Here is a 24455-nt window from a genome sequence, read left to right as displayed (position 1 = left end):
GTGAGCGCTTTAGCGCTGACTCCGGTCCCATGCAACATAGTTGCGCGTTACACCACCGCTGCGAGGGCGAAGGTAAGCCCGAGGCCCAGCAGCGAAATAATGGTCTCCAGTAGTGACCATGTCTTGAACGTCTGCACGACGCTCATGCCGAAATACTCCTTGATCAGCCAGAATCCGCCGTCGTTGACGTGCGAGAAGATCAGCGAGCCCGAGCCCGTGGCGAGCACGAGCAGCTCCGGCTTCACGGTCATGGCGCTGGCCGACGCGATCGGCGCGACGATGCCGCAGGCCGTGGTCATGGCGACCGTGGCCGAGCCCGTGGCGAGACGGATCAGCGCGGCGACGAGCCAGCCGAGCAGCAGCGGCGACAGATGTTCGTTCTGCGCCAGCTCGACGATCTGCTTCGACACGCCGCTGTCCATCAGCACGCGGCCAAAGCCGCCGCCCGCGCCCACGATCAGCGTGATGCCCGCGATCGGCGCGAGACAGTCGCCGCAGAACTTCTGGATCTGCTCGCGCGTGAAGCCGCGTTGCGCGCCGAAGGTCCAGAAGCTTACCAGCACGGCGATCAGCAGCGCGACGTCCGAGGTGCCGATAAAGTGCAACAAGTTGTTGGGCAACGTTTTCGGCTCGAACACGAGATCGGCCCAGCTGCCGATCAGCATGAGGATCACGGGCAGCAGGATCGTGAAGAGCGTAACGCCGAAGCCCGGCAGCTCGCTATCGGGCTTGGGGTCGGCCTTGCTCACGAACTGCTCGGAAAGCGGATTGCTCTCGGGCAGCTTGATGTAGCGGTGAATGAAGAGCGCGAAAAGCGGCCCGGCGATGATCGCCGTGGGCACGCCCACCATCAGGCCGTAAGCGATGGTCTTGCCGATGTCGGCGTGATACGCCTGCACGGCGAGGAGCGCGGCCGGGTGCGGTGGAATCAGCCCGTGCACGACCGAAAGGCCCGCCACCATCGGCAGGCCGATCAGCAGCAGCGACTTGCCGGTGCGCTTGGCGACGTTGAACGCGATCGGAATGAGCAGCACGAAGCCGACTTCGAAGAACACCGGCAGGCCGACGATGATCGCAACGACCATCATGGCCCAGTGAATGTTCTTCTCGCCGAACCAGCGAATGAGCGTCGTGGCAACGCGCTCGGCGCCGCCCGACTCCGCCATCATCTTGCCGAGCATCGTGCCAAGGCCCACCACGATGGCGATGTGGCCGAGCGTGTTGCCGTTGCCGGTTTCGAACGACTTGACGATCTGATCCATCGGCATGCCGACGGCGAGGCCGAGCAGCAGCGAAACGATGATCAGGACGAGAAACGGATAAACCTTGAAGCGCGTGATCAGCAGGATCAGCGCGGCGATCGCGACGAGCGCGTAAATCAGCAGCATGCTGCCGTGGGCCACTCCCATGAGGCTCCTCTCCAGGTAGTTGTTCGAAGTCCTTTTGCCCTGTGCGGCGACGGATGAGCGCCGCAGCGGCGCGCGCGGGACAAAAGCCGGCCGTCGCCGGGCCGGGGATTGTAGAGCTTATAACGACTTTTGGTGCAGCGTGCTTGAAAGACACGCGAGCCGCGCAAAGCGCGCGCCTGAAAGGCGCCGTTCGCGCGGCTCGTTGCACGCCCCTCGTACCGAAGGGGCGCGGCATTCCGGTCTTCGTTGCGCCGCAGCATGCGGCGCGCGTCAGCGCATCAAAGAGACGCGTTCTTTTAGCGCACCGGACGCGACAGCTCGCTCGCGGCGTGCGCAAGGCGCGTGACTTCGTCCCAGTTCTGCGCGGCGATGGCGGCCTTCGGCGTGAGCCACGAACCGCCCACGCAGACCACGTTGGGCAACGCGAGGAAGGTCGGCGCGGATTCGGCGCTGATACCGCCCGTCGGGCAGAACTTCAGCGTCGGGAACGGGCCGTGGAAGGCCTGCAGCATGTTCAGGCCACCGGCCGGAACCGCCGGGAAGAACTTGACGATCTCGTAGCCCAGTTCCATCGCGACGATGATGTCGGTCGGCGTCATCACGCCCGGCAGCAGCGGCAGGCCCGCGTCGAGCGAAGCCTGATGGATCTCGCGCGTGAGGCCCGGCGAAACGCCGAACTGTGCGCCGGCCTGCTTCGCGAGCGCGCAGTGCTCAGGCTTCGTGATCGTACCCACGCCCACGACGATGTCCGGCGCGATCTTCGCGGCGCGCTCGATCGCTTCGAGGCCGGCCTTCGTGCGCAGCGTGATTTCGAGCACCTTCACGCCGCCCGCATGGAGCGCGCGGGAAACGTGCTCGCCCTGCTCCGGCGTATCGAACGCGAGCACCGGGATGACGGGACCGAGGCGAACGATGTCGGCGACTGTGCGATTTGCCATGTTCAGGCTCCTTGATGATGAATTGAGTTCGCGGCGTGGGCCGGCGCATGCGCAGTTGCAACAGCCGGTGCGGGCGCGGCCTGCTCGCCCACGAGCGGACCGAACACCGTGGCGCCCAGCTCCGCCGGCGCGGCGGTGGCGCGGAACACGCCGAACAGCTCGCGGCCAAAGCCCACTTCATTGAGTTCCTGATGCGCGGGTTGCGCGACCGGACGGGCGTCCCACTCGGCAGCATCGACTTCGATGTCGAGCACGCCTTCCACCGCGTCGATCACGATCGTATCGCCGTCGCGCACCTTGCCGATCGGGCCGTGCAGCAGCGTTTCCGGCGAAACGTGGATGACTGCGGGCACCTTGCCCGACGCGCCCGACATGCGTCCGTCAGTCACGAGCGCCACGTGAAAGCCCTTGTCCTGCAGCACGCCGAGCAACGGCGTGAGGCGGTGCAGCTCCGGCATGCCATTCGCGCGCGCGCCCTGGAAGCGCACGACGGCCACGAAATCGCGCTCGAGTTCACCGCGGTCGAACGCTTCCTGCACGGCTTCCTGCGAATCGAACACGATGGCGGGCGCACGCACCTTGCGGCGCTCCGGCGCGACCGCGGAAACCTTGATGACGCCGCGACCCAGACGCCCCTGCATCAGGCGCAGCCCGCCGTCCGGCTGGAACGGCGTCGGCAGCGGACGCAGCACGCTCTCGTCGGCGCTCTTCTCGACCGCCGGCACCCAGGTGAGCTTGCCGTCGATGAGCTTCGGCTCCTCGGTGTAGTGACGCAGCCCACGACCCGCGACGGTATTCACGTCTTCGTGCAGCAACCCGCCGTCGAGCAGTTCGCGCACGAGGAAGGCGATGCCGCCCGCCGCATGGAAATGATTCACGTCGGCCTTGCCGTTCGGATAGACGCGCGCGAGCAGCGGCACGGCGTCCGACAGCACGTCGAAGTCGTTCCAGTCGATGATGATGCCCGCCGCCCGTGCCATCGCCACGAGGTGCAGCGTGTGGTTGGTCGAGCCGCCCGTCGCCATCAGCGCGACGATGCCGTTGATCACGGCCTTCTCGTCGACCACGTGGCCGATCGGCGTGTAGTGGCCGCGCTCGACGGTGAGCTCGAGCACGCGGCGCGCCGCCGCAGCGGTGAGTTCGTCGCGCAACGGCGTATGCGGATGGATGAAGGCCGAACCCGGCAGATGCAGGCCCATGATCTCCATGAGCATCTGGTTGCTGTTGGCCGTGCCGTAGAACGTGCAGGTGCCGTGGCCGTGATACGCGGCGGCCTCCGATTCGAGCAGCGCCGCGCGGTCGCACTGGCCCGTGGCGAACTGCTGGCGCACCTTGGCCTTGTCGTCGTTCGTGATGCCGCTCGTCATCGGGCCGGCGGGCACGAAAATGGTCGGCAGGTGGCCGAATTGCAGCGCGCCGATCAGGAGGCCCGGCACGATCTTGTCGCACACGCCGAGGCACAGCGCCGCATCGAACATGTTGTGCGTGAGCGCGACGGCCGTGCTCATCGCGATCACTTCACGCGAAAAGAGTGACAGCTCCATGCCGGCGTTGCCTTGCGTGACGCCATCGCACATCGCCGGCACGCCGCCCGCGAACTGCGCGACGCCGCCGCCTTCGCGGGCCGCCTTCTTGATGATGTCGGGGAAATCCTTGTAAGGCGCGTGAGCCGAGAGCATCTCGTTGTATGCCGAGACGATGCCGATATTGGGCTCGCGAATCGACTTGATCGAGATCTTGTCGCGCCCCTCGAGGCCGGCGAAACCGTGGGCAAGATTCGCGCATGAGAGCGCGCCGCGCGCCGGGAACCGGTCCTGAGCCGCCGCGATGCGCGCCAGATAGGCCTCGCGCGTGGGCTTGCTGCGCTCGATCACGCGCTGCGTGACCTTCATCAATTGAGAATGCAGGGAAACCATCGAATCTCCTTCCTTCTTGTCACGGCGGGGACGCTCGGGGCCAGATCTGGTGCGCCCTTGGGCGCACCAGACAGCGATGGCGCGATGTTAGTAGAAAAACTACACGACGACAATCCCGTAAGACCCTGGGAGCGCGACGGTAAACGACCGCCTAGTCTCATTATTTACAGGCCTTGCGCGTTGATGCGCGCAGGAACTGAAAAGGAGCAAACGTCGATCCTGTAGTTTTTGTACATACCGTCCGATCCGTTATAGTCCACGGATCTTTCAGCATAGTGCGAGTTTCCTGATGCTGCTGTCCCAGGTGAAAGCCATGCGCGAGCAGTTGCGCCCTTCGGAGCGCAAGCTCGCCGATTACGTGATTCAGGCGCCTCGCGAGGTGCTCGATCTGTCGATGACCGAGGTTGCCGAGCGCGCAGGCGTGAGCCAGCCGACCATCGCGCGGTTTTGCCATGCGTTGGGATTTTCCGGATTCCGGGAGTTCAAGATTCGCCTCGCGCAGGCCGTTGCCGCGGATCTGCCCTCTGAACATCCGGCCGTCTACCGCGATGTGAGCCCGGACGAGCCGGTACCGGGCGTCGCGGCCAAGGTGCTCGACCGCACCATTGGCGCGCTTCTGCAGGTGCGCAACAATCTATCGACGGACTCGCTCGCCGCGGCGATTGGCCTGCTCGCTCACGCGGCGCGTATCGAGTTCTATGGTGCGGGTGGCTCGGGCATCGCTGCACAGGACATGCAGCACAAGTTCTTTCGCCTCGGCATGCCTAGCGTCGCGTATTCGGACCCACAAACGTTTCTGATGTCGGCGGCGCTGCTCGGCCCCGGCGATGTCGTGGTGGCGATCTCGAACACGGGGCGCACGCGCGACATCGTGGATGCCGCGCGCACGGCGCTCGATCGCGGCGCAAAGGTAATCGCCATCACGCATGGCACGTCGCCGCTCGCGCGCCTGGCGAGCGTCGGCCTGCACGCGAATGTCGACGAAGACACCGACGTCTTCTCGCCGATGACGTCGCGGACGTCGCATCTCGCGATCGGCGACATACTCGCGGTGGGGGTGGCGCTGCAGCGCGGTCCGGAGCTGGCTGAGAAACTCGCAGATGCGAAGGAAATCATCGCGCGAAGAAGGCTGGACCCGATTGGCTAACGGCGGACCAGAAGGTGCCCAACAAAACAAGCGGACTCCCGAGGGAGTCCGCTCTGCATTTCGGCCCAGACCGCAACCGATTGAGCCTCAGACGCTTACCACTGGTACGACATACCGCCGCCGACCGTGGCACCGCCTGCCGATGCATAACCGCCGCCCACTTTCACCTTGAGGTTCTGTGTGATGCGCGCCGATGCGCCGAGCGCCACTGCTTGATAGCCCTGGAAGTTGGCTGTGCCGATACCGACCGCGACGGTCTTGCCCTGATCGACTTCCGGGATCATTGTCAGCGCGGTTGCCGCCGCGATACCGCCGTAGGCGTTGCGCGCCACCGAGTTGACGTTGCTCTGGAGCCCATTCAAGCCGCTCTGCAGCTGCCCCATGTTCACCGCATCGGTAGCGTTGACGCCATTCGCGACATGGGCGATCCGTCGCTCGTTGCCTTGCGAGCCCACGGACACGGTGTTGTCCTCGTCCGCGATCGAATTTGCACCGAGCGCTACCGAGTTGTTGCCCGTGGCCTTCGCCGAGTCGCCAATCGCCGTCGCGTTCGGACCCGAGGCAATCGCACCGCCGCCTGCCGCGATCGAGCTGGCGCCCGTGGCCGAAGCCGCGCCGCTCGTCGTATTGGTCGACAGATACTCAGTACCGTTGACGCTGATGTTCTGAATCTGCTGATTCAGGTTCGAGACCACGACGTTCGTGGCGTACAACTGCGAGCCCGTGACGGCGTCCGTGCTCGACGCCGAGAGTTCAGCGTCCTGCAGGTTGGTCAGCTTGACCGGCGTCGTCGAATCCGTGCCGCCCAGCGTGACCTTGTCGTGTGCCGACGAGTCGTACTGGACCGCGTTCGCCACCTGGCCAGAGATGTTGGTCACCGTCTGCTCGATGTTCGTTACGCGGCCATCGATGTTCGAGATCGCGCCACCCACGTCGTTGTAAGTGTTGCCCCCCACGACGTACGTCGGTGCCGAGATCGAGCCATCGGGGTTGACCGTCGAACCACCGCCCAGCGCGCTGGCCGTGCTCGATGCAACACCGTAGAGCTGGCCGCCGTTCACGGCGTCCGTACTGCTTGCCGCAACGACACCGTTCGCTACGTTGTGCAGCGCAACCGGCGTGTGATCCAGCGACCCGCCAAGCGTAACCGAGTTCAGCGATGTGTCGTCGTAGGCGACAAACGCGTTCGAGATGTTGCCCGACGGATCGATCTTCGCTCCCATCGCTTCGAGCTGGGCAACGTTCACCGCATCGTTCGCATCCACGCCGTTCGCCACGTTGTGCAAAACGACCGGCGCATGACCCGAGCCGCCGAACGTGACCGTATTGAGCGACGTGTCGTCATACGCGACGAACGCGTTGGTGATGTTGCCCGCCGCATCGGTCTTCGCGCCCAGTGCGTAGAGCTGCGAGCCGTTCACCGCCTCGAGGCTCGTGGCGTTCAGCGCAGCATTCGCCACGTTCGTCAGCACGACGGGAGCATGGACCGCGCCGCCCAGCGTCACCGAGTCGTGCGTCGACGTGTCGTACGTCACCGTCTCGTATAGCTGCGCACCGTTCACCGCGTCGAAGCTCGTCGCCGAGACTTGACCCGCTGCCACGTTGTGCAGCGCCACCGGCGTGGTCGCATCCGTGCCGCCCAGCGTGACCGAGCTGTGCTTCGACGTGTCGTACATCACTGCATCGGCCAGCTGGCCATTGATGTTCGTGACGTCGCCTTGCAGGTTCGTGATGTCGGTCGTGTTCTGTGTCACGCGGCCATCGAGGTTCGTAATCGCACCACCTACGCTGTTGTAGGTGTCTCCACCCACGTTATACGTCGGGTTCGAGATCGAGCCATCGCTGTTCACCGTCGAGCCGCCGCCGAACGAATCCGCCGTCGAGCTGGCCAGGTTGTACAACTGGGAGCCGTTCACCGCGTCGAAGCTCGTCGCCGAGACTGCGCCCGCCGCCACGTTGTGCAAGGCCACCGGCGTGGTCGCATCCGTGCCGCCCAGCGTCACCGAGTCGTGCGTCGACGTGTCGTACATCACCGCATCGGCCAGCTGGCCGTTGATGTTCGTGATGTCGCCTTGCAGGTTCGTGATGTCGGTCGTGTTCTGTGTCACGCGGCCATCGAGGTTCGTGATCGCACCACCTACGTTGTTGTAGGTGTTTCCGCCCACGTTATACGTCGGGTTCGAGATCGAGCCATCGCTGTTCACCGTCGAGCCGCCGCCGAACGAATTCGCCGTCAAGCTGGCCAGGTTGTACAACTGGGAGCCGTTCACCGCGTCGAAGCTCGTCGCCGAGACTGCGCCCGCCGCCACGTTGTGCAAGGCCACCGGCGTGGTCGCGTCCGCGCCGCCCAGCGTGACCGAGTCGTGCGTCGACGTGTCATACATCACCGCATCGGCGAGCTGGCCATTAATGTTCGTGATGTCGCCTTGCAGGTTCGTGATGTCGGTCGTGTTCTGTGTCACGCGGGCATCCAGGTTCGTAATCGCCCCACCTACGCTGTTGTAGGTGTCTCCACCCACGTTATACGTCGGGTTCGAGATCGAGCCATCGCTGTTCACCGTCGAGCCGCCGCCGAACGAATCCGCCGTCGAACTGGCCAGGTTGTACAGCTGAGAGCCGTTCACCGCGTCGAAGCTCGTCGCCGAGACTGCGCCCGCCGCCACGTTGTGCAAGGCCACCGGCGTGGTCGCATCCGTGCCGCCCAGCGTCACCGAGTCGTGCGTCGACGTGTCGTACATCACCGCATCGGCCAGCTGGCCGTTGATGTTCGTGACGTCGCCCTGCAGGTTGCTGATGTCGGTTGTGTTCTGCGTGACCTGCTGGTTGGTCGCGAACAGTTCCGAGCCATTCACCGCGTCGGTCGACGCAGCCGTCAGTTGGCCTGCCGCGACGTTGGTGAGCGTGCGCTCCTTGCCCGCCGAACCCACCGAGATCGTGCTCTTCGCGTTCGTGCCTGCGAACGAATAGCTATTGCCGCCGATCGTCACGCCTGCCGTGTTCACCACGGTTGCTGTAGTCGCACCACCGCCCAGCGCCACGTCGTTTGCATTGGTCGCGACGGCACTCCTGCCTATCGCCACCGAGCCATCACCGACTGTCGTGGAGTAGCTGCCGATGGCAACCGATTTGTCGCCAGTCGCAGTTGTCGACGCGCCCATCGCGACCGACGCATAGCCCAACGCCTTGTTGTAACTGCCCATTGCGGCAGAAAAATCCCCACTTGCGACTGTCTGGTAGCCCAGAGCGGTGCTGGCGGTGCCGGCTGCCGTTCCGAGCGAACCGACCACGGTTCCAAATGCACCCGTAGCGGTGGCACCGAAGCCAACCACACCCGCATTCTGGCCACTGGCAAGCGTGTATTGGCCGATTGCCATTGTTCCTGAGCCTGTTGCACTGGCACTGGCGCCGATCGCAAGGTTGTACTCCCGCAGAGAGCGGCCATCCCCTGGAATCAGATACGTATTTGATGTATCAGCCGCATAGGCGTTCGAGCCAATCGCAAGGTTTGAATCAATGCCACTGTCATTCGGCGCGGTGTCGCCGCTTCCGCCGGCGGTATAGGCGTGCGCCTGGCTGGCCACGCCCAGCACCGCGACGGCAATCGCCATCGCCTTCACGTTGCCCTTGCCTTTGCGCTTGCCTTTTGCGTTTTCCGCCGCTGCAACCCAAGTTCTTGTGATCTCGTTCCAGACTGATTTGTATGTCCTGTTCATTCCTGGCCCTGGTGAATCGAGGGAGTACCGACCGAGTGATACCCGCAGGCGTCACAACCCGATGCGCGCGGGCAATCTGTCGGCAATTTCCTTCTGTAAAGAAAATCATCTGGCCCATTAAAGCCAACGATCTGCGTCGAACACGCCATGGCTCGATAATTCCGACAACTGAGGGATTCCCTACAGCTTTATCGGACCAATATGCGATTACAGGAGCAACTTTACGAATTCGAAGTCACAGGGAGAATAAGAGAACTCTTAAAGCAAAAAGGGCGATGAAAAAGGGCCGAGGCACACAATCAGAAAAGGCAATAGCGACAGTTCGCAGGGGTCAGCAATGTTCTCAAAGATCGAGATAAGAACAGCAGAGGTAGCAGGAAATTTCCATTTATTTTCGCCAATTACACGGAATCGAATTACAGAAAAACAGCCCTTGTCTTTATATGAAAAAAATCTCCTACGCCTTTTAAGAAATCCTACAAATCAATCCCAATTGCATCCGCAATTGTCAGGTATTTTTCAATAAATATTAAACTTCAGGCTATCCGCCGGGATTTATCGGATACCGGGGGCGCACGTGCTGAGCGACGCGGGTTTGCAGGTGCTCGACAATATCGCCGTGGCGAGCGGCATCAACGGTTACACACCTGCGGCAGGCCTGGAGGCGATCGAGTATCGCTTCACTGACGTGCTCGTGAAGCAGGCGTACAGCGGGCGTGTCGTAGCGGCCCGCATGCGCCGCGAGACAGCGGGCGCTATCTGACGGCGCCCGCGCGCGGGAAAAAGCTGAATTACGGGCCGCAGTGGCGGCGTGAGTGCGTCAGTGATTCAGAACGGCTTGATGACAGCCAGCGCCACCGCAGCCAGCATGCCGAGCACGGGAAGCTCGTTGAACATGCGATACCACTTGTCGGAGCGGCGGTTTTCGCCGCGCTCGAAGGTCTTGAGCAAACGTCCGCAGTACGCGTGATAGACGATGAGCAGCAACACCACGCCCACTTTCGCGTGGATCCAGCCCTGGCCGCGCCCAATGCCCACCACGAGCCACAGCCACAGTCCGCATAGCAGCGCGGGCACGGCGATCATCGTCATGAAGCGGTAGAGCTTGCGCGCCATGATGAGCAGACGCTTGACGGCCGCAGGCTCGGTTTCCATCGCGAGATTCACGAAGATGCGCGGCAGGTAGAACAGGCCCGCGAACCACGAGGCGATCAGCACGATGTGAAACGTCTTGACCCAGAGCATCGACATTATTTTTTCTTCTTCGTGAGCGATTGTGCAACGAGGCGGGGCGCTACGCCGTGCGCCGCCCCGTGCGATGCGTGACTATTGACGGCCTTCGCCGTGGCCGAGCACGACGTACTTCAACGAGGTCAGCCCTTCCAGGCCGACCGGGCCGCGCGCATGCAGCTTGTCGTTCGAAATGCCGATCTCCGCACCGAGGCCGAACTCGAAGCCGTCGGCGAAGCGCGTCGAGGCGTTCACCATCACGCTCGCCGAGTCGACTTCGCGCAGGAAGCGCATGGCGCGGTCGTGGTCTTCGGTGACGATCGCGTCGGTGTGGTGCGAGCCGTAGGCGTTGATGTGCTCGATCGCGTCGTCGAGCGTGTCGACCACCTTCACCGCCAGCACCGGCGCAAGATACTCGGTACGCCAGTCCTCTTCGGTCGCGTCCACGAGCGGACCTACGCCCGCGTCGGCGAGAATCGCGCGCGCCGCAGCATCCACGCGCAGTTCGACTTCCTTCTCGCGATACAGGCGGCCAAGCGGCGGCAGCACGTCGTGCGCAATGCCGCGCGCCACGAGCAGCGTCTCCATCGTGTTGCAGGTGCCGTAGCGGTGCGTCTTGGCGTTGTCGCACACGGTCAGCGCCTTCGCGAGATCGGCGCGGTCGTCCACGTACACATGGCAGATGCCGTCCAGGTGCTTGATCATCGGCACGCGCGCCTCTGCCATCAGGCGCTCGATCAGGCTCTTGCCGCCGCGCGGAACGATCACATCCACGAATTCCGTCATCGTGATGAGCTTGCCCACGGCCGCGCGGTCGGCAGTCTCGACCACTTGCACCGCATCCTGCGGCAATCCCGCCGCAGCCAGCCCTTCGCCGATCAGCTTCGCGAGCGCCGTATTGCATTCGAGCGCCTCGGAGCCGCCGCGCAGAATCGTCGCGTTGCCCGACTTCAGGCACAACGCGGCCGCGTCGATCGTCACGTTCGGCCGCGATTCGTAGATGATGCCGATCACGCCCAGCGGCACGCGCATCTGCCCCACCTGAATGCCGCTCGGGCGGAACTTGAGGTTGCTGATTTCGCCGATGGGGTCGGGCAGCGCCATCACCTGGCGCAGGCCTTCCACCATCGTCTTGAGCGCCTTGTCCGACAGCGTGAGGCGGTCGATGAACGCCGCGTCGTGGCCCTTTTCCTTCGCACGTGCGAGGTCGCGTGCGTTCGCATCCTTCAACTGCTGCGCGTCACGCTCGATGGCTTGCGCCACTGCTTCGAGCGCCGCGTTCTTCGCGGCCGTCGTGGCTCGTGCCATCGCGCGCGAAGCGTTGCGTGCGCGGCGGCCGAGGTCGGTCATGTACTGGTCGATATCCATAGTGTCTTTCGTCATGCGGCGCGTGAGGCGCAGTCAGATGAGCTGCCCAGGCGCGGTTCGATTCAAAGCGGTTCAGGCCGATTTTAAGGCCAGCCGCCAAGGTTTGCTGGACGTGGCCGGGCGGCCCGGCAGGTGCACCGGCCGCGCGGCGCGGCATGAGGCAGGCGCCGACGCGCCGGTTCAGGCAAGCGCGGAACGCTTTATCCCGGCCGGCGCGACGGCCCTGCGGTGCGCGGTCGGGCCGCGGCCGCTGCGGCGGCTGCCGCGGCTGGGCCAGCTGGCTGAGCACCCGGCTGCGCGCGTGGTGGCGCTCCAGCGGCGCGCGCCTGCGGTGCGCCTTCGCGTGGCGCGGCCACGGTCATGGCGAGTTCGAAAAGGCCGTCCCAGGCATCGGGCGGCAGCGCATTGCGCCAGTCCGCGCGCGATTGACCCGAAAGCCCCTTGACCTGGCGGTCGAGACGCGCCGCGAGCGCGAGACCGCGCTCCAGCGTCGCTTCGCTCAGGCGCGACAGCGCCGGCCCGATGAGCCGCTCGCGCGGCCCCCACACGCGATTCTCGCGCAGCAGCATGGCGAGCGGCTTGCCCGCCGCCACGCCGCGCTTGATGCGCAACAGCGTGCGGATTTCCTCGACCACGGCCCACAGCACCAGCACCGACGCCTCGCCTTCGCCCTGCAGCCCGTCGAGCATGCGCGCGAGACGGCCAACGTCGCCTGTGAGCATCGCTTCGTTGAGCTTGAATACGTCGTAGCGCGCGACGTTGAGCACGGCGTCGTGAATCTGCTCGAAGCTCAGCACGCCTTGCGGATAAAGCAGCCCAAGCTTCTGAATTTCCTGATGCGCCGCCAGCAGGTTGCCCTCCACACGCTCTGCCACGAATTGCAGCGCGCGCCGGCCGTCCTCGCCTGGCGCCACGCGCTGGCCTTGCAGCGCCAGACGCTGGCCGATCCAGTTCGGCAGTGCCGTGCGCTCGACGGGATCGATCTTCAGCGCGACGCCGCTGTCAGCCAGCGCCGTGAACCATGCAGACTTCTGCGTGGCGGCGTCTAGGCGCGGCAGCGTAACGAGCATCAGCACGTCGGGATTCGAGGCAGCGGCGAGCGTCTTGAGCGCGTCCGCGCCTTCCTTGCCGGGCTTGCCCGACGGAATACGCAACTCCACCAGCTGGCGGTCGCCAAATAGCGACATCGACTGGCTCGCGCCGAGGAGCGAGCTCCAGTCGAAGCCGCGCTCGACGGTGAACACCGAACGGTCGGTGAAGCCCGCCGCGCGCGCAGCCGCACGGATGCGGTCGCACGCCTCCTGGGCGAGCAGGTGTTCGTCGCCATAGACGACGTACAGGCCGGCCAGCCCTCGCGCGAGGTGCGGTTCGAGTGCGTCGGGTCGCAGTTGCATGGCGCTCGGTCGAAGGTCGCTCAGTAGATGGAAACCGCGCGCATTACAGCGGCGGCGGCGGCAGCGGTGCGCGCGGCGCGACACCCGGCACGACCTGATCGGGCGTCGGGTTGATCGTTCTGAGCACGGCAAGGCGCCGCATGAGCTGGTCGACGGCGTCGTTCTGCATGTCGGTGAACAGCAGATCGGCTTCCTGCGTCTTGGCGGTCGAGAACTGATCGCTGTACGTCATCGCGCGATTCAGCGAAATGGCGCTCGGCTGGATCAGCACGCTGCCATCCGGTCTGGTCAGCGTATAGTTCAGCGAATAGTTGACCTGATATTCCACGACTGCGCCGAGTGAATTGAGCGTGAGCGTGCTGAAGCTGCGCCCTTCGGATATGTGCAGCACGGCGTCGGCGTTGGCCACCGAGTCGACCACCACCGAATCGCTGCCGCCTTCGACCATACGCGAGAGGCGCCCGACGAGCGGCGGCGGCGCGCCGACGACCGCGAGGCGCTTGAAGGCGAAGTTCTCCTCGCCGCGCAGCTGGAAGCCGCACGCCGAGAGGGCCAGCGCGCTGCCCGCCACGAGCGGGAACAACCTGAGAAACGATCTGCGAATCACATGGACTCCCTGGGTTCGCGACAGAGTCGCCGGTGTCGGCTGAGCGGCGCCGCGCGGTGCTGCACGCGCTACGCCGCTCACATGGCCTTGGTTTGTCTCGTTAGACCACGACGTTCACGAGGCGGCCCGGCACGACGATGATCTTCTTCGGTGCACGGCCTTCCGCGAACTTGACGAACATCTCGTGCGCAAGTGCAGCCGCCTCGATCGCGTCCTTCGGTGCGTCCTTGGCCACCGTCACGGCGCCGCGCACCTTGCCGTTCACCTGCAGCACGAGTTCGATTTCGGCCTGCTCCAGCGCCTTTTCGTCGACCTTCGGCCACGGTGCATCGAGCAGCGTGCCGTATTCATCGCCGTAGCCGAGCGCCTTCCAGAGTTCGAAGGCGATGTGCGGCACGACCGGGTACAGCACGCGCAACAGCACGCCGAACGTTTCGCGCTGCACGCCCGCACCCGCACCCTTGGCGCCGTCGATGGCGTTGAGCATCTTCATCGCCGCCGATACGACGGTGTTGTACTGCAGGCGCTGGTAGTCGAAGTCGGCCTGCTTGAGCACGCTGTAGACTTCGCGGCGCAGCGCCTTTTCGACGTCCGTGAGCGCCGCCGCGTCGAACGAGGCACGCGACTGGATCGCTTCGGCGTTCGCGTGGCCAAAGGCCCACACGCGGCGCAGGAAGCGGCTCGCGCCTTCCACACCCGCGCCCGACCATTCGAGCTGCTGCTCGGGAGGCGCCGCGAACATCGTGAACAGACGCGCCGTGTCTGCGCCGTACTGGTCGATCAGCACCTGCGGGTCGACGCCGTTGTTCTTCGACTTCGACATCTTCTCCACGCCGCCCAGCACCACGGCCTGGCCGTCGCTGTTGAGCGTCGCGCCGATCGGGCGGCCCTTGTCGTCGTGCGTGACGGTCACGTCGGCCGGGTTGTACCAGGTCTTCTTGCCCGCAGCGTCTTCGCGATAGAACGTTTCGTTGAGCACCATGCCCTGCGTGAGCAGGTTCTTCGCCGGCTCGCCGAACTTCACGAGGCCGAGGTCGCGCGAGACCTTCGCCCAGAAGCGCGAGTACAAGAGGTGAAGGATCGCGTGCTCGATGCCGCCGATGTACTGGTCCATCGGCATCCAGTAGTCGGTGCGCTCGTCGACCATGTTCACGGCATCCGGCGCAGCGTAGCGGTAGAAGTACCACGACGAGTCGACGAAGGTGTCCATCGTGTCGGTTTCGCGCTTCGCGTCGGCGCCGCAGGTCGGACACTTGCAGTTCAGGAAGGCTTCCGACTTCGCGAGCGGGTTGCCCGTGCCGTCCGGCACGAGGTCTTCCGGCAACACGACCGGCAGGTCCTTTTCGGGCACCGGCACGTCGCCGCAGCTCGGGCAGTGGATGATCGGGATCGGCGTGCCCCAGTAGCGCTGGCGCGAAATGCCCCAGTCGCGCAGGCGCCACGTGACCTGCTTGTCGCCGAGATCGAGCGCCTTGAGGTCGGCCGCGACGGCGTCCACGGCCGCCGTGTAGGCGAGGCCATCGTATTTCCCGCTGTTCACGCAAACGGCGCGTTCCTTGTCGCCGTACCATTCCTGCCAGCCGTCGAGCGAGTAGGTCTCGCCTTCTGCGGCGATGACCTGCTTGATCGGCAGGTTGTACTTCTGCGCGAACGCGAAATCGCGCTCGTCGTGGCCCGGCACGCCCATCACGGCGCCTTCGCCATAGCTCATAAGCACGTAGTTGCCGATCCACACCGGCACCTGCTCGTGCGTGAGCGGGTGCGTCACGGTAAAGCCCGTGGGCACGCCCTTCTTTTCCATCGTCGCGACGTCGGCTTCCGCCACGCCGCCGCGCTTGCATTCGTCGATGAACGCCTGCAACTCCGGCTTGCCTTGCGCGAGACGCGTGGCGAGCGGATGCTCGGCCGCGATCGCCGCAAAGGTCACGCCCATGATCGTGTCGGCGCGCGTGGTGAACACACGCAGCAGCTTCTTCTCGCCATCCAGCTCGTACGGGAAGCCGAAGTTCACACCGAAGCTCTTGCCGATCCAGTTCTGCTGCATGATCTTCACGCGCTCGGGCCAGCCGAGGCCGTCGAGGTCGTTCAGCAGTTCGTCGGCGTACTGCGTGATGCGCAGGTAGTACATCGGGATTTCGCGCTTTTCCACCAGCGCGCCCGAGCGCCAGCCGCGCCCGTCGATCACCTGCTCGTTGGCGAGCACCGTCTGATCGACCGGGTCCCAGTTCACCGTGCCGGTCTTCTTGTAGGCGATGCCCTTCTCGAGCATCTTCAGGAAGAACCACTGGTTCCACTTGTAGTAGTCGGGCTTGCAGGTGGCGATTTCACGCGACCAGTCGATGGCGAGACCCATCGACTGCATCTGGCCCTTCATGTATTCGATGTTGTCGTACGTCCACCTGGCCGGCGGCACGCTGTTGGCCATCGCGGCGTTTTCGGCGGGCATGCCGAACGCGTCCCAGCCCATCGGCATCAACGTGTTGTAGCCGTTCATGCGCAGGTAACGGTACATCACGTCGTTGATCGTGTAGTTCCGCACGTGGCCCATGTGCAGCTTGCCCGACGGATACGGCAGCATCGAGACGCAGTAGAACTTGGGCTTGTCGGTCTTCTCGGCCGTCCGGTAAGCGTCGGTGGCGCGCCATTCGCCTTGCGCGGCGGATTCGACGTCGGAGGGAACGTATTTTTCGAGCATGGTGTGGATGGTGAACGCTGGAAACGGGCCGTTTCGGTGCCGGATGCACCGGGCCGGCCGTTCACGATACCGGCAGATTGCGGCGGTTTCGCTGGGCCCGTTTTTAAAGGAAACGTTGATTATACCGTTGACTGGCGCGCGCTCAGCGGCGTGCGCAGTGGCGTCTTCAGTGAGCGCCGGCGGGCGGCTCGGTCACGAAGCCTAAGCGCGTGAGACCGGCCTGCTGCGCGGCACCCATCACCTGCGCGATCACGTCGTAGCGCGTCTCGCGCGCGGCGCGCAGTTGCAGCTCGGGCTGCTGCGACTCGGGCTCTTTGCCCGCTGCCGTGAAGCGCGCGCGCAGTTCGTCCAGCGTGATGGGCTGGGCGTTCCAGTAGAGCTTGCCGGCGGCGTCGATGGAAAGCGTGACGGTCTGCGCCGTTTGCTGCGCGGGCTCGGCGGCGACCTTCGGCAAATCGAGCCGGATCGCGTGTGAGAAGAGCGGCGCCGTGATGATGAAGATGACGAGCAGCACGAGCATGACGTCGATGAGCGGCGTCATGTTGATTTCCGACATCGGTGCCGTATCGCGTTTCTTTTCGAGTCCGCCGAATGCCATACGCGTTGCCTCCTACGACTCGGCGCGCGCGCCTTCGCGCATCGCGCCGTGCGCACCTTCGCGGCGCAGCGGCGCGCCTTCGGGCGCACAGGCATAGGCGTGCAGATCGTGGGCGAAGCCGTCGAGATCGTCGCAGAGCTGGCGCACGAGGCGACCCAGCACGTTGTAGGCGAGCACCGCAGGAATCGCGACGACGAGACCGAAGGCCGTCATGATGAGCGCCTCGCCCACCGGGCCGGCCACGTTCTCGATCATCGCCTGGCCGCTCGCGGCAATGCTGCCGAGCGCGTGGTAGATGCCCCAGACGGTGCCGAGCAGACCGACGAACGGCGCCGTGCTGCCCACCGAGGCGAGCAGGACCTGGCCGAATTCGAGGCGCCGCTGCGACGCCTGCAGCGCACCGCGCAGCGCCCGCAGGACGCGCTCGCCGCGATCCACGCGCGCGAGCATCACGCCGGGCGCGTCGGCTTCCTCGGCGGCGAGCGCCGCCTGAGCCAGCGGCAGGAACACGCGCTCGCGGTCGACCGGACGCATGGCGGCAACGCCGTCCGCGAGCGTGCGCGCCTGCCAGAAGCGCGCAATGGCGCGTGGCCCCTGGCGCTTCGCGCGCAGCAGGATCCAGCTCTTGATGATGAGGAAACACCAGCTCGCGACCGACATGGCGAGCAATACCCACGCAACCGCGTGGGTGACCGCGTCGCCCGTCTGCAGATAGTGAATGACTCCGGAACTCGCTGCCATCGGACCTCGCTCACTGTCGGGCCGGCGCAGGCGCCGGACCGTAGGGGAAACGCTCAGCGCAGGCCGAGCACGTCCTGCATATCGTACAGGCCATGGGCCTTGTCCTGCAGAAAGCGCGCGGCGCGCACGCTGCCCTGCGCATAGGACAGGCGGCTCGAGGACTTGTGCGTAATCTCGATGCGCTCGCCAATGCCCGCGAACAGTACCGTATGATCGCCGACGATATCGCCGCCGCGAATCGCCGAAAACCCGATCGTCGAAGGGTCGCGCTCGCCCGTGACGCCTTCGCGGCCATACACGGCGCATTCGTCGAGATTGCGGCCGAGTGCGCGCGCCACGGCCTCGCCCATCGCAAGCGCGGTGCCCGAGGGCGCATCGACCTTGTGGCGATGGTGCGCCTCGATGATCTCGATGTCGTAGCCGGTCTCGAAACAGCGCGCCGCATATTCGAGCAGCTTGAGCGTGACGTTCACGCCCACGCTCATGTTGGCCGCAAACACGATGCCGACCTTTTGCGCGGCCGCGCCGAGTTGCGCCTTTTGCTGGGCGTCGAAGCCGGTCGTGCCGATCACCATCTTCACGCCGTGGCGCTGCGCCGCCTCGAGGTGCACGAGGGTGCCTTCGGGGCGCGTGAAGTCGATCAGGCAGTCGCTTTGCGCGAAGACCTGCTCGATGTCGTCGGTGATGCGCACGCCGGTGTCCTTGCCGAGGAACGCGCCGGCGTCCTGGCCGACGGCGGCCGAGCCCTTGCGCACGAGCGCGCCCGAGAGCGTGACGTCGGGCGAATTCAGGACGGTTTCGATAAGCATGCGGCCCATGCGGCCCGATGCCCCCGCGATTGCGATTTTCATGAGTCTTCCTGCCATTGTGTCGCGGGCCGCGGTGCCGGGTGCTACCAGGCGCCACGCAGCGCCGCCGCCAAAAAAAGCGGCGGCCGGTGGTGGTGACACCCCGGCCGCCGGATCGAGGCGTGGCGCGCCTCGCGCACCACGCCCTGCTTGTGTTACCGGCTGGGTCAGCCGGGTCAGTTGCTCGGAGCCGCAGCAGCCCCCGAGGCCGGCACCGTGGGTGGCGCGGCGAGCGACGAATCCCGTGCGGGGCCTGACGGCGCCGCATTGGTATCGCCTGTGCCTTGCGCGCCGGCGGTCGGGCCAACCGGGTTGCTCGGCGGCACGCCCTGGATTTGCGGCTGCGGCTGACGATGCAGCTGAACCTGCGAGGGCATCGTGCCGACGTTCTGCGGCAGCGCCGACGACTGCGGATTGCCCGCGCGCACCGACGGCGTGAAGCCCGACGGGGTTTGCACGGCTTCCGTGGCGCGGTTCGCGGCGGCGGCCGCCTGTGCGTTGGCGTCCTGCGGCAGTGCGTTGGTCGCGGTGCCGAGTTCGGACGACGGCGTGCGCGCCGTGTCGCCAACCGTCGGGCCGGTCGCGCTCGAAGCCTGCCCGGGCGCGCCTGCTGCAGCCGCCACCGGCGCCGAAGCGCCCGAGGCCGGCGCGGCCGCGACGGCCTTCTTGCCGGTGCGATCGCCGTCGATTTCGGCGAGCAATTCGAGGTTCGAGGGCAGGTCTTCGCCACCCGACCAGCTCGCTACGCGGTCGCCTTCGAACAGCACGACGAAGTCACGCTGCTGGACCACGGCGGTCGAGCCGCGCTTGAAATAGAAGATGTAGTCCCAGCGGTTCGCATGGAACATGTCGGTGAGGAGCGGCGTGCCGAGCAGCTGCTTGACCTCGGCGCGCGACATGCCCACCTTCATCTGCGCCGCGGCTTCCGCCGAGACGAAATTGCCTTGCACGATGGTAATGCGGTAAGGCGTAATGCTCTGGGCGACGCGCTGCGTCACGCTGTCGTATGTTTTACAGCCGGCGAGCGCCGCGAACGCGGCCGCAGCCAGCAGGGTGCACGCCAGGCGGCCGCCGTGCATGCGCCGGCCGATCGTTGTGAATTCTGGAATCATTTCCCTCACCGTGCGGGCTTTTCGCGAAGCCGCGCGTATTCTGTAGAAGATCGTTCGAAGTTCTGGCGAAAATGCCCGGAACGGCAAAAACGCATTAACATAACAACCTAGCATTGTACTCCAGGGACTTATCGTCATGACCAATCCAACCGATCTCAAGAACATCGGCCTCAAGGCGACGCTGCCTCGCCTCAAGATCCTGGAGATTTTTCAGCACAGCCCCGTGCGCCATCTGACCGCCGAAGACGTCTACCGGAACCTGCTGAACGAGGAGCTCGACATCGGCCTCGCCACGGTCTACCGGGTTCTCACCCAGTTCGAGCAGGCCGGGTTGCTCACGCGCAGCAACTTCGAATCGGGCAAGGCGGTGTTCGAGCTGAACGAGGGTAGTCACCACGACCACCTCGTGTGCCTCGACTGCGGCATCGTTGAAGAATTCTTCGACCCCGAAATCGAAAAGCGCCAGCAAATGATCGCCACGGAGCGCGGCTTCAAGCTCCAGGAGCACGCCCTCGCGCTCTACGGCGCATGCACGAAGGAAAACTGCCCGCACCGCAAGCACTGACCGCCGCTTGCGGCTTGCAGGCTGCAGAAACGGAAACGCCACGGCAGATCTGCCGTGGCGTTTTCGTTTGGGGAGCCGGTATTGGCGAAAACTGGCCGGACCTCAGGCGGGCACGAGTGCCGTGTCGGCTTGCGCGAGCCGCCAGGGCCGCGCGAGCGCGATCTCGTCGCAGTTCGGCTGCGTGCCGCCGCGATCGATCACGACGAAGTCACTCACGCGCCCGAACGCGAGCAACGGGTGATGCCAGACGCCTTTGGCGTAGTTGACGCCCTGCCCGCGCCCGGCCCAGAACGCCCGCAAGCCGGCCGGATCGAACTCGCCCGCGGGCGCGACCACCACCGCGTAGTCCGCTTCGCCGAGCGGCACGAACGCCTGACTGCCTAGCGGATGTCGCTCCATCATCGCAATCTCGACGGGCCACGTACGCGGCTGGGCGCGAAACACGCTGACGATGGGCCGGCCGCCCGCCTCGTTCACGTCGATGGCGGCGAGATCATGAAAGCGCTCGGTCGTGCCGCCGTTGATCGGAAAATGGCGCGCGCCTTCGAGTTCGATGACGTCGCCGAACGGCGCGAACGCCTGTCGCGTCAAGGGTTCCATGTGCAGGATCTGCATCGCGGCTCCTCGCTTAAGCCAGTTCGCCCCACAAGCGCAGGCGCGAGACGCCGCCGTCCGGGAAGATGTTGAAACGCACGTGCGTGACCGGGCCGAGCGCCGCGATCCCGCTCTCGAACACGTGCTGCTTGTCCATTTCGAGCTTCTGCTCGACGAGCAGTTCCGGCCAGAACATCGCCTGGGTGACGAGCGAGTCGTCGGTACCGCCCGTCACGGTCGCCGCCTGCAGCGAGCAGCGGTCCGGGTAGTTGCCCTTGAAGTGCGCCGTGTCCACTTCGACCTTGCGGATGATGCCGGGCCGCGCGAGCGCCACGATCGCCCAGTCGTTGCCCGGCTCCCGGCGGCGGCGCGTTTCCCAGCCGTCGCCCATGTTCACGCCGCGGCCGGGCATCAGGATCGTGGAAGCGAGCCCGAAGTGCTGGTTGTTGGCCGCGACCAGATAAGCGCCGTTTTCGATCGCCGCGAGATCGATGAGGCTGCCGCGCTCCACCGTGTTCCAGTCGCGCCGGGGCTGACCGTACACGCGCAGACGCGCGAGGCCGCCGTCGGGATAGAGATTCACGCGCAAATGCGTGAACGCGCGCGTATCGCTCACTTCGACATAGTGGTGCTGGTTGCCCTGCAAGGTCGTCGCCGGGACGATGGTCTGCCAGTCGGCGTTGTCACTGGGGGTTTCGTCGTCGCCCAACTGCGCGTAGCACGCCTCGATCGAAGCCGCCGGCGGGAAGTTGCCCGTGAAGTGGCTCGTGTCGAGATCGAGGCCGTAAATCACGCCCGGGCGCGCGAGGCGCACGATGCAGAAGTCGTGGCCCGTCGTGCGCTTGCGGCGCGTTTCCCAGCCGTCCATCCACTTGCCGTGGTCGTCGTACTTGCCGGGGATGAAGACCGCCGGCTGCGGATCGAGCATGCGCTCCTTCGGCGCGAAGAACTCGTCGCTCGCGTGGAGCGCGCGGGCGCCCAGACGCGGATCGGCGAGGTTCATGTAGCGGCGCGTGAAGGCGGGGGCGTTGGGGTCGAGAGTCGGAATGGCCATGATGGTGTCGTTCGCTTGGGTTGTTCAGTTGATCGAAGGAAAACGAATGCCGAGTGCTGGGTCAGGCGTGCGCGTGCTTGCCGCCGAGCGCACCGTCTTCGCCATGCGCCGTGTCTGCGTCGCTGTCGCCTGCCGGCACGTAGAGAAAGCCTTCGTCGAGGTTCAGCACACGCCAGGCGCGCGCCTTGTCGATGTCGTGCTCCCACACTGCGACCACCACCGTCGCGACGCAGTTGCCGATCAGGTTGGTGAGCGCGCGCGCGATGCCGACGAACCAGTCCACCGGCAGGATCAGCACGAGGCCGAGCACGGGAATCGCGGGAATGGCGGAGAGCGTGGCGGCGAGGATCACGATCGCCGAGCCGGGAATGCCGTGCGCGCCCTTCGAGGTAATGAGCGACACCAGCACGACCACGATGAGGTCGTGCATCGAGAGCGGCGTGTTGGTTGCCTGCGCGATGAAGATCACGGCGAGCGTGAGGTAGATCGAAAAGCCGTCGAGATTGAACGAGTAGCCCGTCGGGATAACGAGACCCACCGTGGAATCCTTCACGCCCATCCATTCGAGCTTGCGCATGATCTGCGGCAGCACGGCGTCGGACGAAGCGGTGCCGAGCACGATCGAGAGTTCTTCGCGCAGGTAGCGGATCAGCTTGAACACGTTGAAGCCCGCCAGCCGCATGACAATGCCGAGCACGACCGCAACGAACACGACGCAGCTCGCGTAGAACACGATCACGAGCAGCCCGAGTTGCTTGAGCGAAGCGACGCCGTAGGTGCCGGTCGTGAACGCGATCGCGCCGAGCACGCCGAGCGGCGCGAGCTTGATGATGAAGCCCATCACGCGGAAGAAAACCTGCGAGAGTTCGTCGATGAGGCTGTTCACGCGCTGCGCCTTCGGGCCGAGCAGCGAGAGCGCGCTGCCGAACAACACCGAGAAAACGAGGATTTGCAGGATGTCGCCCTTCGCGAAGGCGTCGAAGGCGGTGTCGGGAATGATCTTCAGCAGGAAGCCCGCGGTGTCCTTCAGGCTCCTGGCGTGCTCCGTGTAGGTCGCAAGCGAGGCCGCATCGAGCGAGTGCAGATCGACGTTCATGCCCGCGCCCGGACGCGTGACATACGCGAGCACGGCGCCGATCACGAGTGCGACGGTGGTCATCGCCTCGAAGTACACCACCGACTTCAGGCCGACCCGGCCCACCTTCTTCAGGTCGCCCGCGTGCGCCATGCCGCTTACGACCACACAGAATACGATCGGCCCGATCACCATCTTGATGAGCTTGAGAAAGCCGTCGCCGAACGGGCGCAGCGATTGAGCGAAATGCGGAAACACCGCGCCTACGACGATGCCTAGTACGAGGGCGATCACTACGCGGCCAAACAGCGAATTGAAGAACTTCGTCACGACTGTCTCCTACTGAGCAGGGGTGGAGCAAGCAACTGTTCTGACTGGTCTGACCAGCACTGTTATGGCGGATAGTAGAAAGCCGATATACCGGAGTCAAGGCTGGCAAGCGCGGTGTTTACCCTTGCGCGGTCTGACCAGTTTGCGGGCCGGAGCGCCACGCCTTGTCCCACGGCGCACGGGCGTTGACGCGATGCACCATGCGGGTGCTCCGGACGGGACTACAATACCGGTCAGACCACGCGAAAGCTGCCCGCGCCATCCGATGAAGAACGTTCCGCACACCGTCACCGACGCTGCCATCGCCACGATCCGCGAACGGATCGAGGGCGGCCTGTATCCGGTCGGCAGCCTGCTGCCCGCGCAGCGGCAGCTTTCCGAGGAGCTGGCGATCAGCCGCGCGTCGTTGCGCGAAGCGCTCTCGACGCTCGAAGCGCTCGGCATGCTGTCGATCCGCGCGGGCAAGGGTGTGTATGTGACGAGCGCGCAAGCCACCAACGCTCACCCGTGGCGTTTCGCCGATCAGTCGTCGCTGCCCGACACCTACCAGATGCGCTACGCGCTCGAAGGCTTCGCCGCGCGCATGGCGGCGCTCGCCATCGGCGATGCCGACGTGGCGTGGCTCGAAGCGAACACCGAGGCGCTGCACAGCGCCCTCGCCTGCGACGAACTCGACGAAGCCGCGCAGCTCGACTTCGAGTTCCACATGCGTATCGTCAATCTCGCGGGCAATGCGGCGATCGAATCGATCCTGCGCAGCAGCGCCGACATCATGAAAGAGAGCCAGCGCATGCCGTTCTACCGGCGCGAGCGCGTGCTCTCCACGCATCGCGAGCACGGCCTGATCGTGGTGGCGCTGAAGGCGCGCGACTCGGCGGCGGCCGGCGAGGCGATCGAGGCGCACATCGCCAATGCGGCACAGCGCGCGGGCGTGTACTTCCCCACGCCGCCCGCGTTCGCCACCGCCTCCCAGAGCGCGATCGAAAAATAAGGACAAAAAAAATCTATGGTCACCCCCGTTTTTGCAACCTTGATCGTTGACGTTGTGGTTGGCTTGCCTAAATCTATCCGGCGTCGTTGTGGGGATCACTCCCCGCGCCACGATGAGAGTCGCGCCTGAT

20 protein-coding genes and 1 pseudogene are annotated in these 24455 nt (G+C 65.1%); 4 read left to right on the top strand and 17 right to left on the bottom strand.

Going from position 1 to position 24455, the window contains the following annotated elements:
* Positions 1-47: 47 nt before the first annotated feature.
* From AB3X99_RS09420 to edd, 3 genes are all read right to left on the bottom strand, one after another.
* On the bottom strand, positions 48-1409 hold the full coding sequence (locus AB3X99_RS09420) for a GntP family permease (protein ID WP_069268431.1): 1362 nt from the start codon (positions 1407-1409) through the stop codon (positions 48-50).
* A gap of 296 nt (positions 1410-1705) precedes the next feature.
* Entirely contained in the window at positions 1706-2347 is a 642-nt protein-coding gene (gene eda / locus AB3X99_RS09415; protein WP_069268430.1) for a bifunctional 4-hydroxy-2-oxoglutarate aldolase/2-dehydro-3-deoxy-phosphogluconate aldolase, read from the bottom strand.
* A gap of 2 nt (positions 2348-2349) precedes the next feature.
* Positions 2350-4263, bottom strand: coding sequence for a phosphogluconate dehydratase (edd, locus tag AB3X99_RS09410; protein WP_342947641.1), 1914 nt, complete (start codon positions 4261-4263; stop codon positions 2350-2352).
* 289 nt (positions 4264-4552) lie between these two features.
* Between edd and AB3X99_RS09405 the strand changes: the two genes are divergently transcribed.
* Positions 4553-5410 (top strand): MurR/RpiR family transcriptional regulator, encoded by an 858-nt coding sequence (locus tag AB3X99_RS09405; RefSeq protein WP_368616742.1) that lies wholly within the window; start codon positions 4553-4555, stop codon positions 5408-5410.
* A gap of 95 nt (positions 5411-5505) precedes the next feature.
* On the opposite strand, the gene AB3X99_RS09400 is transcribed toward AB3X99_RS09405, so the two are convergent.
* Together AB3X99_RS09400 and AB3X99_RS09395 are read right to left on the bottom strand one after the other, a co-directional pair.
* Complete coding sequence (locus tag AB3X99_RS09400; RefSeq protein WP_368617036.1) at positions 5506-8784, bottom strand: YadA-like family protein; 3279 nt, start codon at positions 8782-8784, stop codon at positions 5506-5508.
* Between the two features lie 207 nt (positions 8785-8991).
* Positions 8992-9123: pseudogene (locus AB3X99_RS09395) on the bottom strand (ESPR domain-containing protein); the annotation flags it as partial.
* Positions 9124-9700: 577 nt separating this feature from the next.
* On the opposite strand from AB3X99_RS09395, the gene AB3X99_RS09390 reads away from it, so the two are divergent.
* The gene (locus AB3X99_RS09390; RefSeq protein ID WP_368605680.1) at positions 9701-9886 is read left to right on the top strand and encodes a hypothetical protein; all 186 of its coding nucleotides are present in this window, start codon (positions 9701-9703) and stop codon (positions 9884-9886) included.
* A gap of 65 nt (positions 9887-9951) precedes the next feature.
* On the opposite strand, the gene AB3X99_RS09385 is transcribed toward AB3X99_RS09390, so the two are convergent.
* From AB3X99_RS09385 to AB3X99_RS09345, 9 genes are all read right to left on the bottom strand, one after another.
* Positions 9952-10374: a CopD family protein gene (locus tag AB3X99_RS09385; protein WP_342950338.1), complete on the bottom strand. Its 423-nt coding sequence runs from the start codon at positions 10372-10374 to the stop codon at positions 9952-9954.
* Between the two features lie 75 nt (positions 10375-10449).
* On the bottom strand, positions 10450-11721 hold the full coding sequence (locus tag AB3X99_RS09380; protein ID WP_342950340.1) for a glutamate-5-semialdehyde dehydrogenase: 1272 nt from the start codon (positions 11719-11721) through the stop codon (positions 10450-10452).
* A gap of 200 nt (positions 11722-11921) precedes the next feature.
* Positions 11922-13115 (bottom strand): DNA polymerase III subunit delta, encoded by a 1194-nt coding sequence (gene holA, locus AB3X99_RS09375; protein ID WP_368605682.1) that lies wholly within the window; start codon positions 13113-13115, stop codon positions 11922-11924.
* A 43-nt stretch (positions 13116-13158) separates the two neighbouring features.
* Complete coding sequence (lptE, locus tag AB3X99_RS09370) at positions 13159-13722, bottom strand: LPS assembly lipoprotein LptE (RefSeq protein ID WP_069268423.1); 564 nt, start codon at positions 13720-13722, stop codon at positions 13159-13161.
* Between the two features lie 100 nt (positions 13723-13822).
* Positions 13823-16417, bottom strand: coding sequence for a leucine--tRNA ligase (gene leuS, locus AB3X99_RS09365; RefSeq protein ID WP_069268422.1), 2595 nt, complete (start codon positions 16415-16417; stop codon positions 13823-13825).
* A 166-nt stretch (positions 16418-16583) separates the two neighbouring features.
* Positions 16584-17015 carry a biopolymer transporter ExbD gene (locus AB3X99_RS09360; RefSeq protein WP_342950335.1) on the bottom strand — a complete coding sequence of 144 codons (432 nt, stop codon included), beginning with the start codon at positions 17013-17015 and terminating at the stop codon, positions 16584-16586.
* A gap of 12 nt (positions 17016-17027) precedes the next feature.
* On the bottom strand, positions 17028-17756 hold the full coding sequence (locus tag AB3X99_RS09355) for a MotA/TolQ/ExbB proton channel family protein (RefSeq protein ID WP_069268420.1): 729 nt from the start codon (positions 17754-17756) through the stop codon (positions 17028-17030).
* Positions 17757-17809: 53 nt separating this feature from the next.
* A complete protein-coding gene (dapB, locus tag AB3X99_RS09350; protein WP_368616741.1) occupies positions 17810-18607 on the bottom strand; it encodes a 4-hydroxy-tetrahydrodipicolinate reductase in 798 nt (265 codons plus the stop codon).
* Between the two features lie 173 nt (positions 18608-18780).
* Complete coding sequence (locus AB3X99_RS09345) at positions 18781-19716, bottom strand: outer membrane protein assembly factor BamE (RefSeq protein ID WP_069268418.1); 936 nt, start codon at positions 19714-19716, stop codon at positions 18781-18783.
* A gap of 136 nt (positions 19717-19852) precedes the next feature.
* Between AB3X99_RS09345 and fur the strand changes: the two genes are divergently transcribed.
* Positions 19853-20281: a ferric iron uptake transcriptional regulator gene (gene fur / locus AB3X99_RS09340; RefSeq protein ID WP_069268417.1), complete on the top strand. Its 429-nt coding sequence runs from the start codon at positions 19853-19855 to the stop codon at positions 20279-20281.
* 102 nt (positions 20282-20383) lie between these two features.
* Here the strand turns inward: fur and AB3X99_RS09335 are convergent, their stop codons facing one another.
* The 3 genes from AB3X99_RS09335 to AB3X99_RS09325 form a co-directional block, all read right to left on the bottom strand.
* Positions 20384-20896, bottom strand: a complete 513-nt coding sequence (locus AB3X99_RS09335; RefSeq protein WP_342950333.1) for an ureidoglycolate lyase — start codon at positions 20894-20896, stop codon at positions 20384-20386.
* Positions 20897-20909: 13 nt separating this feature from the next.
* Positions 20910-21929, bottom strand: a complete 1020-nt coding sequence (alc, locus tag AB3X99_RS09330) for an allantoicase (protein ID WP_368616740.1) — start codon at positions 21927-21929, stop codon at positions 20910-20912.
* Positions 21930-21990: 61 nt separating this feature from the next.
* On the bottom strand, positions 21991-23334 hold the full coding sequence (locus tag AB3X99_RS09325) for a C4-dicarboxylate transporter DctA (RefSeq protein WP_342950331.1): 1344 nt from the start codon (positions 23332-23334) through the stop codon (positions 21991-21993).
* A 265-nt stretch (positions 23335-23599) separates the two neighbouring features.
* Here AB3X99_RS09325 and AB3X99_RS09320 point away from each other — a divergent pair, with 265 nt between their 5' ends.
* Entirely contained in the window at positions 23600-24325 is a 726-nt protein-coding gene (locus tag AB3X99_RS09320) for a FadR/GntR family transcriptional regulator (RefSeq protein ID WP_368616739.1), read from the top strand.
* Positions 24326-24455: the final 130 nt, after the last annotated feature.

It is taken from the genome of Paraburkholderia sp. BR10882, from assembly GCF_040948855.1.
GTDB lineage: Bacteria > Pseudomonadota > Gammaproteobacteria > Burkholderiales > Burkholderiaceae > Paraburkholderia > Paraburkholderia nodosa_A.
The sequence above is the reverse complement of the archived record's forward strand: the minus strand, read 5'-3'. Positions and strand labels throughout refer to the sequence as shown.